General features: G+C 45.0%; 11 protein-coding genes. 7 read left to right on the plus strand and 4 right to left on the minus strand.

Translation table 11 applies throughout. From position 1 onward, the window contains the following. Positions 1-284 precede the first annotated feature (284 nt). Both mlc and QMY49_RS03535 read left to right on the plus strand, forming a co-directional pair. The gene (gene mlc / locus QMY49_RS03530; protein WP_005444840.1) at positions 285-1,502 is read left to right on the plus strand and encodes a sugar metabolism global transcriptional regulator Mlc; all 1,218 of its coding nucleotides are present in this window, start codon (positions 285-287) and stop codon (positions 1,500-1,502) included. Between the two features lie 232 nt (positions 1,503-1,734). Further along, entirely contained in the window at positions 1,735-2,682 is a 948-nt protein-coding gene (locus QMY49_RS03535; protein ID WP_005444843.1) for a chemotaxis protein CheV, read from the plus strand. 344 nt (positions 2,683-3,026) lie between these two features. On the opposite strand, the gene QMY49_RS03540 is transcribed toward QMY49_RS03535, so the two are convergent. The 4 genes from QMY49_RS03540 to QMY49_RS03555 all read right to left on the minus strand — a co-directional run bounded on the left by QMY49_RS03540 (position 3,027) and on the right by QMY49_RS03555 (position 9,107). Then, the gene (locus tag QMY49_RS03540) at positions 3,027-6,101 is read right to left on the minus strand and encodes an error-prone DNA polymerase (RefSeq protein ID WP_283312796.1); all 3,075 of its coding nucleotides are present in this window, start codon (positions 6,099-6,101) and stop codon (positions 3,027-3,029) included. Between the two features lie 27 nt (positions 6,102-6,128). Then, on the minus strand, positions 6,129-7,532 hold the full coding sequence (locus QMY49_RS03545; protein WP_045489575.1) for a Y-family DNA polymerase: 1,404 nt from the start codon (positions 7,530-7,532) through the stop codon (positions 6,129-6,131). Between the two features lie 4 nt (positions 7,533-7,536). Next, a complete protein-coding gene (gene imuA, locus QMY49_RS03550; protein WP_049536751.1) occupies positions 7,537-8,229 on the minus strand; it encodes a translesion DNA synthesis-associated protein ImuA in 693 nt (230 codons plus the stop codon). A gap of 131 nt (positions 8,230-8,360) precedes the next feature. Beyond that, positions 8,361-9,107 (minus strand): YciK family oxidoreductase, encoded by a 747-nt coding sequence (locus QMY49_RS03555; protein ID WP_005444850.1) that lies wholly within the window; start codon positions 9,105-9,107, stop codon positions 8,361-8,363. A 278-nt stretch (positions 9,108-9,385) separates the two neighbouring features. Between QMY49_RS03555 and sohB the strand changes: the two genes are divergently transcribed. The 5 genes from sohB to QMY49_RS03580 all read left to right on the plus strand — a co-directional run bounded on the left by sohB (position 9,386) and on the right by QMY49_RS03580 (position 14,053). Then, complete coding sequence (gene sohB, locus QMY49_RS03560) at positions 9,386-10,447, plus strand: protease SohB (RefSeq protein ID WP_005444853.1); 1,062 nt, start codon at positions 9,386-9,388, stop codon at positions 10,445-10,447. A gap of 212 nt (positions 10,448-10,659) precedes the next feature. Further along, a complete protein-coding gene (cmk, locus tag QMY49_RS03565) occupies positions 10,660-11,340 on the plus strand; it encodes a (d)CMP kinase (RefSeq protein WP_010449241.1) in 681 nt (226 codons plus the stop codon). A gap of 110 nt (positions 11,341-11,450) precedes the next feature. Beyond that, positions 11,451-13,121, plus strand: coding sequence for a 30S ribosomal protein S1 (rpsA, locus tag QMY49_RS03570; protein WP_005444855.1), 1,671 nt, complete (start codon positions 11,451-11,453; stop codon positions 13,119-13,121). Positions 13,122-13,334: 213 nt separating this feature from the next. Then, entirely contained in the window at positions 13,335-13,619 is a 285-nt protein-coding gene (gene ihfB, locus QMY49_RS03575) for an integration host factor subunit beta (RefSeq protein WP_005444856.1), read from the plus strand. 140 nt (positions 13,620-13,759) lie between these two features. Further along, the gene (locus QMY49_RS03580; protein ID WP_005444857.1) at positions 13,760-14,053 is read left to right on the plus strand and encodes a lipopolysaccharide assembly protein LapA domain-containing protein; all 294 of its coding nucleotides are present in this window, start codon (positions 13,760-13,762) and stop codon (positions 14,051-14,053) included. Positions 14,054-14,064 lie beyond the last annotated feature (11 nt).

Below are 14,064 nucleotides of genomic sequence, written 5' to 3' on the forward strand. Positions count from 1 at the left end.
ACTCGAATTCTATTCTCGCTAAGTATATGCACAGTATGCGCGGATTGTTGGCATTTAGGTCAAAGTGCTGAAAAAACATCAACACACAGGTGTTGCAACCTAATTTGATGAATAAAATAAGTCATTTTTCAAACAATTTAACAGGAGTCGATTTCTAGTTATTTGATTGAATACACAAACAAACATGTTTATACGTGATGCTTGTCACGGGGATTTATCAATTCACTTCACAATTACTTCGCAAAGTAAAAAAATTATCCCGTTATAGAATTTCGGAGTGCAAGATGTACATGGCTCAACCGGGCCATATTGATCATATCAAACAGGTCAATGCTGGTCGTGTATACAAACTAATTGACCTAAAGGGTCCAATATCTCGAATCGATTTATCCAAGCAAAGTGAGCTTGCGCCTGCGAGTATCACTAAGATCACTCGAGAATTGATTGAAGCCCACCTGATCCATGAAACAACGGTACAGGAAGCAACCAGTCGCGGTCGTCCTGCGGTGGGGTTACAGGTCAATAATGAAGGTTGGCAATTCTTGTCGATGCGTTTAGGTCGAGGCTACTTGACGATTGCACTGCACGAGCTTGGCGGTGACGTTCTTATCGATACCAAAATCGATATCCACGAACGTGACCAAGATGATGTGCTGGAACGTTTACTCTACGAAATTGATGAATTCTTCCAAACCTACGCCGATCAACTTGATCGTGTTACCAGTATTGCGATTACTCTGCCCGGTCTAGTGAACTCAGAGCAGGGTATCGTGTTGCAAATGCCGCATTACAATGTTGAGAACCTAGCGTTAGGTCCTGAAATATACAAAGCAACAGGCTTACCGGTTTTTATTGCCAACGATACGCGTGCATGGGCACTAGCAGAGAAACTGTTTGGTCATTCACAAGACAACGACAACTCGGTTCTTATCTCTATTCACCACGGCTTAGGCGCAGGTATTATCTTGGATGGTCGAGTGCTACAAGGTCGACACGGTAACATCGGTGAACTCGGTCATATCCAAATCGATCCGAATGGCAAGCGTTGCCATTGTGGCAATATTGGTTGCCTTGAAACCGTTGCCAGCTCACAAGCGATTCGAGAAGAGGTTGTGACTCGTATTGCTCAAGGTGAAGCTTCAGTTCTTGCTGAACAAGAAGAAATGAGCATTGAAAGTATCTGTGAGGCGGCTGCAAATGGCGACCCTTTGGCTGTCGATGTTATCGAGAAGCTTGGTCGTTACTTAGGCTCTGCCATTGCGATTGTTATTAACCTATTTAACCCAGAAAAGATCTTAATTGGTGGGGTGATCAACCAAGCGAAAGAGGTGCTTTATCCTGCTGTTCGTCGTTGTATTGAAGAACAAAGTTTGCCGGTTTACCACCAAGACCTTGAACTGGTGGAGTCTCGTTTCTATAAACAAGCGACCATGCCGGGAGCGGCTTTGATTAAGCAAGCACTGTACGACGGTCAGTTGTTGATGAAGGTGATTGAAGGTTAATTTTTCTGACATCAGAATAGGGCATTTACAGAGGGTGAACAGGAAGGTTCGCCCTTTTTTGATCATATGAGCAGAGAAAACTCGAATCTGAGCGCTGCTTCATTGCTATATCAATAGCATTAATGTAATTTTCGTAAGTATTGTAGAACACTCATAAAAAAGTATTACTTTGTTGTTCCAACACAGTTTTCTATAAAGAGTGAAAGGTAGTCGTTCAAAGTTAGGTAGTGGTATGTCCGGAGTGTTAAATACGGTTGATCAGCGTACAAATCTAGTAGGTGAAAACCGACTAGAGCTTTTGCTGTTCACGCTAAATAGTCGCCAGTTATTTGCGATTAACGTTTTTAAAGTGAAAGAGGTGATCAAACTGCCTCCGCTTACTAAGCTGCCAGGTTCTCACTATAACATTCGTGGTGTGGCATCTTTGCGTGGCGAAGCTGTGCCTGTGATTGATTTACGTTGCTCGATCGGTTTCCCTCCATTGCGTGGTGAAGTTGAAGAAGAGAACTTGATCATCACCGAGTACAACCGTTCTATTCAAGGTTTCCTTGTAGGACCGGTTCGCAACATCATCAATACTGCATGGACTGAGATTCAGCCGCCACCATCTACATCAGGACGCTCTAACTACCTAACTGCTATCACCCAAGTGAAAGATGGGGATTCATCTCAAATCGTTGAAATTATTGATGTAGAAAAAGTACTGGCTGAAATCGTTCATTATGACGTGACCATCTCTGACGGCATACTAGATCGAGAACTGGCTCAAGCGATGATTGGACAAAATGTCCTCATTGTCGATGATTCATCAACCGCGCGTAATCAGGTAAGAGACACCTTATCTCAGCTTGGTTTGAACATCATCGAATGTCGCGACGGTTTAGAAGCATTAACGGTTCTTAAGCGTTGGTGTGATGAAGGCAAAGACATCGAAAAAGAATTGCTGATGATGATTACGGATGCGGAAATGCCAGAGATGGACGGGTATAGGCTGACTCATGAAGTGCGTTCTGATTCTAGAATGTCCAAGTTGTTTATCACCTTAAACACATCTTTAAGTGGTAGCTTCAACGAAGCCATGGTGCAAAAAGTGGGGTGTGATCGCTTTATTTCTAAGTTCCAGCCTGATCTTTTGGTTGAAGTTGCACAAGACAGAATGCGTCAAGTTTTATATACGTAGAATTAATCAGTGAGCCCTAAATTAATCCATAAGGATAGGTGATTAATTGAACGGTGATTGCTAAACTGTTTTACATATTTCTGAGAATGAAATATGTAAAGTATATCGCGTCACTTTTCACCTATGAGTCTATTTAGACTTATCAATATAGGGTACTTCCGTTTAATGATATGGTTAACATCGAAAGTCATCATGACTTTATCCTTGTTACTGTATAGGAAATACAAGACTAAGCGTACGGAAACGATGACTGAAGATTAATTCAGCAGAATCAAAAAGGGAGGCTTGACCTCCCTTTACTTTTTTCGGTGCAATGCCTTTTTCTACCTCTAAAACATGATTGCTTAATGGAAGTCGCGTGATTTACTTTTCAGCTCAGCAAGATTGTGCGTGCAATCGATGAGCTTACCTGCGATCACGTGCGTGACTTCGCCTTCACGCTCTAAAATTCCTTTGACCATCAACACCTTTGAAGTGAGATAAGCTTGCTTTTGGGCGCGTGCTGTTGCTCGCCATACCACCACATTGATGTTGCCTGTATCGTCTTCCAAAGTGAAAAAGGTCACGCCAGCAGCGGTGCCGGGAGATTGTCTGCCTGTGACAACACCGACAACCGTCACTAAAGATTTATGCTCTTTTTCGACTAACTGCTTCATCCGAGTAAAACGCGGTAACTTACCAGCTTCTTCCAGCAACGTAATCGGATGGCGACTTAGTGATAGTCCGGTACTGGCATAATCTTCAACTAAGTTCTCGTATTCAGAAGGCTGAGCCTGGTAACTTACCATTGGCTCTTCCATGTGATGGAATAAAGGTAAGTCTGATAGTGAATCCATCGCTGCCCAGCGAGCGTTATAGCGATGACCTGAAAGGATTTGAAACGCATTAGCAGAAGCGAGTAACTCAATATCGCGGCGGTTTCTTAAGATTTGCTTCACCTCTTGGATAGCGCGATAGCCGGAGTTTGGTCGTCGTTCAACTAGCCGAAAGGCGCTTTCCTGATTAAAGCTCTTTACTAAGCGAAAACCCAGTTGCACACCAAGGCGACCATTCGGACGTTTGACCAAATGGTGCTGATAGGAGGAATGATTGATGCAAACAGGCAGCACTTCAACACCGTGTCGGCGCGCATCTTGAATCAATTGTGAAGGGCTATAAAAGCCCATCGGTTGGCTGTTGAGTAGGGCAGTATAGAACTCAGCAGGGTAGTAATATTTCAACCATGCAGAGCAGTAAGCTAGCACAGCAAAAGAGGCCGAGTGACTTTCCGGGAAGCCATACTCACCAAAGCCGCAGATTTGGTCGAAGATGCGCTCAGCAAATTCCAAGTCATAGCCTCGCTCACGCATTCCGTCGATCAGCTTAGGTTTGAACTTGGCAAGATCGCCGTTCTTCTTCCATGCCGCCATTGCACGGCGTAATTGATCGGCTTCACCACCACTAAATCCTGCCGCTACCATCGCCAGTTTGATTACTTGTTCTTGGAAAATCGGCACGCCCATAGTGCGCTCTAGTACGCTTTTCACTTCTTCTGATGGATAGCTGATTGGCTCTTCACCATTTCGTCGTTTTAAAAACGGATGCACCATATCGCCTTGAATTGGACCCGGGCGAACAATGGCAATTTGCACCACCAAGTCATAGTAACGCGCGGGTTTTAAACGGGGCAGCATGCTCATTTGCGCGCGAGACTCAATTTGGAACACACCAACGGTATCGGCTTTTTGGATCATACGATACACGTACGGATCGTCTTGCAATCGCGTGATCTCGGCAATCGACAGTGATCGCTGATGGTGTTTCTCGACCAATTGAAAGCATTTACGGATCGCGTTTAACATACCGAGCGCGAGGACGTCGACTTTCAGTAGTTTTAAACTTTCTAAATCATCTTTATCCCATTGAATAATGGTGCGATCTTCCATCGAAGCGTTCTCAACAGGCACCAGTTCGTACAAAGGACCAGAAGAAATCACAAAGCCGCCAACGTGTTGGGATAAATGGCGCGGAAAGCCAATGATCTCGTTCACCAACTGGATAAACTGCTGACCTTTTAACGACTCTGGCTGCAATCCTAATTCGATGATTTGCGCTTGCCAACCTTGGCTGCGATCACGTCGATTAACGTTTTTGATGAAGAAATCCAATTGAGTTTCTTCAATCCCCAACGCTTTGCCCACTTCACGCACGGCACTTTTAAAGCGATAGCTGATAACGGTGGCTGCCAGAGCAGCACGCTCGCGCCCGTACTTTTTGTAAATATATTGAATGACTTCTTCACGGCGCTCGTGTTCAAAGTCGACATCAATGTCTGGCGGTTCTTTTCTTTCTCGGCTAATAAAGCGTTCGAACAGGACCGAGATTTGCCTAGGATCGACGGCAGTGATTTCTAAGCAGTAGCACACCACCGAGTTCGCTGCGGAACCTCGCCCTTGATAGAGAATGCCTTGTTGTTTAGCAAACATCACAATGTCGTGAATGGTGAGAAAGTAATAGTGATATTGCAGCTCTTCAATGAGTGTTAATTCATTCTCAATGGTTTGATGAATGTCTGAGGGTACGCCCTCAGGAAAACGTCGCTTTTTACCACGCTCGACCAACATACGTAGATAAGTAGTAGGAGTGTAACCGTCCGGAATCAGTTCTGTTGGGTATTCGTATTTCAGCTCTGAAAGCTTAAATGCGCACAAGCTCGCAATATGAGTGCTTTCTGCTAGCCATTCGGATTTGTAAATTCGAGATAGTTTGTTCAATGGACGCAGTGCTCGCTCGGCATTGGATAAGCGACCAAAGCCAAGCTTGTCGACGCTACAACTATGTTTTACGGCGGTTAAGACATGTTGCAATGGTAAGCGCTCAACCGCATGCATTAAGACGCCACCACAAGCGGTAATTGGTAATTCGAACTCGCTTGCCAGTAACTCACAGTGTGTGGTGTAGGCATTATCGTCGCTGTCTAAATGACGTTGAATCGCGACCCATAATCGATGAGCGTGGTGTTGTTGGAGCCAACGCCCCCAATAATGGTCGCTTTCTTGATGAGTAGGGAGCCACAGTACTAAACAGTGACGAATCGACATCAAGTCCCATTCAGACAATTGATAACTGCCTTTCTCGCTACGTCGCCTTGCATTAGTGATGATCCGGCACAGCTCTGCATAAGCTTTACGACAAGGACAAAGCAGCACCACTTGGCACTCATCATTGAGCCAAAACATGCTGCCGACAATTTGCTTGATGTCGAGTTTATGCTGCTCGATGGTCGTATGGGCTTTCACAATGCCCGCGACGGAGCACTCATCGGTGATTGCAATGGCTTGATAGCGATAAAACGCCGCCTGCAACACTAATTCTTCTGCATGAGAAGCGCCAGTGAGAAAGGAGAAGTTGGACTGACAAAACAGTTCTGCGTAACTCATAACGATCTAATAAAAATAACTGTCGATTTAACAAAAATAGCCATGGAGAAACCAATGTTTGTGCTGATCGCGAAATACCCATAACCAGCGACCTTGCTTGGTGTGCGCAATGTAATAATCACGCATGATCTCATCACCATCCCACCATCCAGAGACAATACGCTCAGGTCCATGTACTAGAGATATTTGCTCTTGTAGCGCGATAGGTGCGGGCAATTGCATCGCGGGGCGCAGTAGAGCAGGAACGGTGTTAATTGAGACATCTGGCTCATCGGCTGGGCGATATTGGCTAGCTTTCTCTGGTCTTGGATCGCAGGCAATATTGGGTTTGAGTATTGCGCTTTTGCCCAATTTAGCTTGCAGTAAAGAGAGCAGCTCTAATGCGTTCATTTGCCCTTTTTGCCCAGCAAAAAAATCGCGTGCAGAACTTAAAGGCTCACCTTGGCGTTCTACTTTTAACGTCAGACCGATAACAGGGCCGTTTAACGTGACGGATTCCAAACTCAAACTCGCGAGCTGTTGCCAACGTTGGCACAAGTAATCACCTTGTGCGGATGTGAGCGGAAGGTGCTGTGCTTGCTTGTCTCGCTGGTGGAGGGTTAAACAGAGTTCAAACGCGACTTTATCACGCAGCTTGAGAAAGGTTTCGAGCTGGCGAAGCAACTTAGCTAGTGGCTTTTCAATCCATTGGACGTTTTCAATCTCAAACAGCAGTTCTAAATAAACTTGGAAGGATTCGGTAGGGTGATAAAAGTCGACAGGGTGCTTAAACTGTCCAGTCAGTCGGCCAACGTAGTTCACCAAATCAATATCGAATCGGCGTGCAATGTCTTGTAGTGGCAGTTCAAGTAAGCCTTGCAGTGTGGTGACGCCTACACGTTGTAACTTCTCTACAGTAGCGCTTGATAAATCTGTCAGTGTTAACGGTAGTGGCGATAAGGCTTGTTGTATGGCAGATTTGTCTTCGTTGATGACGTTCGTCCCTGCTAATGCCATCAATTTGGCAGAAAAAGGCGAAAAGCCACATCCGAATTGAAAACTCAGTTTCAGCTCCGATAAGTGAGCTCTGACTTTATTCCAATAGTTTTGGAGCCCTTCATACAGATTAAGCATTGGAGTTGCGCGCAGTAAAATACCTTGGTTTGGCATCAATACGACGTCAGATGTGATCAAATACAGCCATTGCGCAATTTCTTGTAACTTGCTCAATTCGGTTTGCGGATGATAAGGATGCACTTGCAAATCTCGGCACAAAGAAGCCGCGCTACCCAAGCCCATATTTGGTTTAATGCCTTGTTGCTCGGCAATCTCGTTGTATTGAATGATCCGACAACGTTGGCTTTCTACAATCACCACGGGTTGCTCTTGGTTATCGCCAAAGAGTGCGTCTAGCTGCAGGCGAGGGAAGTGCAAATAAATCCACAAAGCCATACTACTAACCTTGATTCGCCAATGGGAAATTGACCACAGTTGATGGAATGTGAGTCGTGGTTGGCATCACCAATTGTGGGTAGTGGTGTTGGAAATTGATGTCGACACTACCTTTGCTCCAACCGCCTTTTCGTTTGAGAACTTCCACGCTAACGCCTTGTCCATGACCTTGCAATTTCAGACTCAACGAAACAGGTAAAGACAAGCGGTTTGTCATATTAGGTTTGAGCATAAACAGAGGGCAAGATCCTTGCTCGCTCGCCACTTGCAGACGTTTTACTTGGTGGATCTCTAGCTCATCTTGCCACAGCAAAACGTTGGTACAAACACCGCTCTTGAGGCACTGCTCCGCTGCCCATAATGCATCGCGCTGATGTTCAGGCGTGACCACCCACACCTGGTTGATGTCTAGCCCAATGCCGTGTAGGAACAATGAATTCATCAATGCTGGTGGCTGAATGAATGCCGTGACTCCTCTCGAAAGGGATGCTTTTAAGTAAGGCGCAAGCAAACGCAGCTCGCCAATGCTGCCTATGGATTCCATTTCCACCACACCGTGAGGAGGAAAGCCGCCACCAAGCAGAGCATCTAGCTCCGGAAAACCAGAACTATTAAAGAACTGATGATCGTCAGCTTTGGTTAGATTTGCTTGCCAAACAAGATGCTGGCTTTTTAAGTGTTGGATGATGTCTTGCATAAATAAAATACCTGTATATACATACAGTATATTTCTGTGATGGAAAGTCGCAAGATTTTTATAGGCAGAAATACGAAAAAAGGCAGCATTTGCTGCCTTTTCAATCAATTATGTGAGGTAACCTAAGTGGGTTATTTACGCTTTGGTTGAGCGTCGATGCACTGACCGTTTACATCAGTGACTGCTGGGTCCATCAAGTGAAGGTAAAGCGGCATGATGTCCAGCGGTGTTTTTAACGTGTTTGCATCTTCACCTGGGTAGGCTTTTTCACGCATACGAGTACGAGTTGCACCAGGGTTAATTGCATTCACACGTATTGGTGTATCACTCAACTCATCAGCCAAGACTTGCATCATACCTTCTACAGCAAACTTAGAAATAGCGTATGGACCCCAGAAAGCACGACCAGAGTGACCAACGGTTGAAGAGGTAAAGACAATACGACCCGCTTCTGATTTACGCATGATCGGTAGTAGTGCCTGAGTCATCAGTACTTCCGCTTTCACGTTGATCTGCATGATGTCGTCGAAGTCTTCTTCATTGATTTGCTCAAACGGACACAGCGTGCTGAGAACACCGGCGTTGTGCAATAGACCATCCAAACGACCAAATTGACCTTCGATGGTTTCTGCCATGTCGATGTAGTGTTGCTTTGTTGCACCTTTTAGATCGAGTGGGATGATCGCTGGTTGAGGGTAGCCCGCAGACTCGATTTCATCGTAAATGGATTCAAGGTTTTGAACGTTTCGACCCAGTAGAATCACAGTCGCACCGTGCTGAGCGTAAGAAAGGGCGGCTTGGCGACCGATACCATTGCCTGCGCCAGTGACAAGAATGACTTTACCTTTTAGGGCATCTGCTGAAACGGAGTAGTTCACGGTAGTTAATCCTTATTATTGTATCTAGTTCCGACGTACAGGCTTCATGTTCGTTTGTGTAGAAATGCGCCTGTTTCTCAATGGAAAATCTTGGTAATCGTGACAAGTTGGTTACAATACACCAATTCATGTGTTATACCAATTCCAGAACGGTTGTCCGGTATGTTATTTGAACGCCATCAATCAGAACAAGAGGTTGCTGATTTTCTTGCCTTCTCTCTGATTTTTCTACGTAACATATTGATGACTATCACTGGTATGAGATAGAGGAACTCTCATTGGAATTTTTATTAGATTACGGTCTGTTTTTGGCTAAGATTGTTACCGTTGTTGCGGCAGTAATTGTGCTGTTGATTATCGCAAAATCAGCGAGTGGTAAGTCGGGTGCAGCAAAAGGCGAATTGGAAGTTACCAACCTTTCTGAACGTCATAAAGATGCGGTAGAGCAGTTGGAGCATCACCTGCACGATGACGCTTTCATCAAAGCTCGTGATAAAGCAGTCAAGAAAGAAGAGAAAGAGAAGAACAAATCTCGCGAGAAAGAAATCAAACAAGCGAGCAAAGAAGGTTCTCTCGATAGCAAGCGCGAACCGCATCTGTTCGTGTTGGACTTCAACGGCAGCATTGATGCAAAAGAAGTAGGCTCGCTACGTGAAGAGATCACTGCAGTATTAGCTGTCGCTCGTGAAGGCGATGAGGTTTTGCTGCGTCTAGAGTCTGGCGGTGGCATGGTTCATGGTTATGGCTTGGCATCTTCTCAACTTGACCGAATCAAAGCAGCGGGTCTGCCTCTGACGATTTCTGTCGACAAAGTTGCAGCAAGTGGCGGTTACATGATGGCGTGTGTGGCAGACAAGATTGTCTCAGCTCCGTTTGCGATTGTGGGTTCTATCGGTGTTATTGCACAGATCCCTAACTTCAACAAACTGTTGAAAAAGCACGATATCGAGTACGAGCAGCTAACGGCTGGTGAGTACAAACGCACACTGACTATGTTTGGTGAGAACACTGACAAAGCGCGCGATAAGTTCAAACAAGAACTTGAAGAAACACACGTACTATTTAAAGACTTCATCCGTGAGCGTCGCCCAGATCTAGAGCTTGAAAAAGTGGCAACGGGTGAGCACTGGTTTGGTACGCAAGCGAAAGAGCTAGGGCTGGTGGATGAAATCAGCACTTCCGACGATCTGGTTGTCGCTGCATGCAAAGAGAAAACGGTACTAGCAGTGCATTACGTGCAGAAGAAGAAACTGGCAGACAAGCTCGCTGGTGTTGCAGGTAAAGTGGCAGACAGTGTCGTGCTTAAACTTGCAGAGCGTGGTCAAAAACCGATTGTCTAATCGATAAGATAACGAGTGAAACTTAAAACGGCGAGAGTGAAAATTCTCGCCGTTTTTTATTGGAACTTTTCTCAATAGCATGAATCCAAGTGCGCGTTGGGTGTAATGCTTTACACGACATTTTTACTCGCTCCAAAAGGCAATTACCCGTATAATACGCGCCTCGAAAACCGAGCAAATTGCTGAAAAAGAAATTATAGGTGGAGAAGAACATGTCCTCTCAAACTCCGGTTGTTACCGTAGATGGACCTAGTGGTGCAGGTAAAGGCACTTTATGTATGTTGCTGGCGAAGAAGTTGGGCTTTCATCTTCTTGATTCTGGCGCAATTTATCGTGTACTTGCACTCGCAGCGATTCACCACGGCGTAGACACTGAGTCAGAAGATGCGCTTGTTCCACTTGCTACTCATCTAGACGTGCAGTTTGTTGCTGAAGGTGACCTAGTAAAAGTGATTCTAGAAGGCGAAGACGTCTCTGGTGAACTTCGTAAAGAAGAAACTGGGATGGCGGCGTCTAAAGTGGCAGCTTTGCCACGCGTTCGTGAAGCATTATTGCGTCGTCAGCGTGCATTTGAGACTGCTCCGGGTCTTGTTGCTGATGGTCGTGACATGGGTACGGTTGTATTCACGGGTGCACAAGCGAAAATTTTCCTTGATGCGAGTGCAGAAGAGCGTGCAAATCGACGCCTTAAACAGTTGCAAGATAAAGGGTTAGATGTTAGATTTGCTGACCTTTTGAGCGAGATCCAAGAGCGTGACGATCGAGATCGTAACCGCCCAGTGGCGCCACTACGCCCTGCAGAGGATGCGCTTGTGCTAGATTCTACGTCGATGACTATCGACGAAGTGGTAGAAAAGGCACTACAATATATCGAATCGAAGCTAGCTGAGTAATTACGCTCGGCTAGGCTAAGAGCGTCGGTCGCAAGGATGATGATTGGCGAATTTAATAACCCCATGCGGTAGGATACCCGTGGACGTTTAATTTATTGAAGATTAAATAAATGACTGAATCTTTTGCTCAACTCTTTGAAGAGTTTCTAAACGAAACAGAATTCCAACAAGGCAGCATCGTTAAAGGTACTGTAGTAGCTATCGAGAACGGTTTCGTTCTTGTTGACGCTGGTCTTAAGTCTGAATCTGCTATCCCTGCTGAACAGTTCAAGAACGCTGCTGGCGAACTTGAAGTTGAAGTTGGCGCTGAAGTAGACGTAGCTCTAGACGCTGTTGAAGATGGTTTCGGTGAAACTCAACTTTCTCGTGAGAAAGCTAAGCGTCACGAAGCTTGGATCGTTCTTGAGAAAGCTTACGAAGAAGCTGAAACTGTTGTTGGTATCATCAACGGTAAAGTTAAAGGCGGTTTCACTGTTGAACTAAACGGTATCCGTGCTTTCCTTCCTGGCTCTCTAGTAGACGTACGTCCAATCCGCGACACTGCTCACCTAGAAAACAAAGAGCTAGAGTTCAAAGTTATCAAACTTGACCAAAAACGTAACAACGTAGTTGTTTCACGTCGTGCAGTTATCGAATCTGAGAACAGCGTTGAACGTGACGAGCTTCTAGAAACTCTACAAGAAGGTTCTGAAGTTAAAGGTATCGTTAAGAACCTTACTGACTACGGTGCGTTCGTTGACCTAGGTGGCGTTGACGGTCTTCTACATATCACTGATATGGCTTGGAAGCGTGTTAAGCACCCATCTGAAATCGTTAACGTTGGTGACGAGATCCAAGTTAAAGTTCTTAAGTTCGATCGTGAGCGTACTCGCGTATCACTAGGTCTTAAGCAACTAGGCGAAGATCCATGGGTAGCAATCGCTAAGCGTTACCCAGAAGGTCACAAACTAACTGGTCGCGTAACTAACCTAACTGACTACGGCTGCTTCGTTGAAATCGAAGAAGGCGTTGAAGGTCTAGTACACGTTTCTGAAATGGATTGGACTAACAAGAACATCCACCCTTCTAAAGTTGTTAATGTTGGCGACGAAGTTGAGGTTATGGTTCTTGAAATCGACGAAGAACGTCGTCGTATCTCTCTAGGTCTGAAACAGTGTAAAGCTAACCCATGGCAGTCATTCGCTGAAGCACAAGCTAAAGGCGACAAAGTTACTGGTAAGATCAAGTCTATCACTGACTTCGGTATCTTCATCGGTCTAGAAGGCGGCATCGACGGTCTAGTTCACCTATCTGACATTTCTTGGAATGTTGCTGGCGAAGAAGCTGTACGTGAGTACAAGAAAGGCGACGAGATCTCTGCAGTTGTTCTAGCAGTAGACGCTGAGCGTGAGCGCATCTCTCTAGGCATCAAGCAAATGGAAAACGACCCATTCAATGCTTACGTTGCTGACAACAAGAAAGGTGTTCTAGTTAACGCTACTGTAACTGCTGTTGACGCTAAAGGCGCTACAGTTGAAATCGCAGAAGGCGTTGAAGGCTACATCCGTGCTTCTGAAGTATCTCGCGATCGCGTAGAAGATGCTTCTCTAATCCTAAGCGCTGGTGATGTTGTTGAAGCGAAGTTCACAGGTGTTGACCGTAAGAACCGCGTAATCAACCTATCTATCAAAGCTAAAGATGAAGCTGAAGAGCAAGAAGCAATGGCATCTATCAACAAGCAAGACGAAGCTGCTTTTGGTAATGCAATGGCTGACGCTTTCAAAGCTGCTAAAGGCGAATAATTTACTCGCTTAAGCTAAAAAGGAGCCGCAAGGCTCCTTTTTTATGCTTGCTACTTTGCGAGTAGTAATACTAATGTTGATAAACTATGCTAAAAAAAGACATTTTTTGATTGCGCATTTTGTGTAAAATTTGTCTAGAATTGATAGCAAGTGTTTGTTGGAATTAGTATTACTTACTATAATGAGTGATAAAGATACTCAAAGAGGGCAACTATGACTAAGTCTGAACTGATTGAAAGACTCTGCGCTGAGCAAACACATTTATCAGCGAAAGAGGTAGAAGATGCTGTAAAAGATATTTTAGAGCACATGGCTTCTACACTAGAGAGCGGTGACCGTATCGAGATCCGTGGCTTTGGTAGTTTTTCTCTTCATTACCGCGAGCCTCGCGTAGGTCGTAACCCTAAAACGGGCGATAAAGTGGAGTTGGAAGGTAAATACGTTCCTCACTTCAAACCTGGTAAAGAGCTTCGTGAACGTGTAAATATGGTTGGCTAAGGCTCTCTTATTAGTTTGAAAAAGCGGCATACTCTCGTGTATGCCGCTTTTTTATAACTAGATTATTGGTAATATACATGGTCTGAAGAAACATTTTACTGCATAATCTTACCTACTTACTCCTCGAAGGGTGATGTAACATGAAAATTATAAAAATCGTTGCTGTTTTAGCTCTCTTTTTAATTGCACTGGCTTTAGGTTCTCAAAACCAAGAGATCGTGACTTTCAATTACCTTTTAGCGAAGGGTGAATTCCACTTATCAACGCTACTAGGTGTGGTCTTTGTGGTTGGCTTTGCTCTGGCATGGGTTATCTTTGCTAGCATCCAATTCAAGACTCAACTTCAGGTTCGTCGTCTGAAAAAGAAACTTAAAAAGTATGAGCCCGCTGAAGCAGAGAAACCTGCTAAACCAGCAGTAGCAAAACAGGCATAAGGATAAGGCTT

It is taken from the genome of Vibrio harveyi (assembly GCF_030060435.1).
Taxonomy (GTDB): Bacteria; Pseudomonadota; Gammaproteobacteria; order Enterobacterales; family Vibrionaceae; genus Vibrio; species Vibrio harveyi.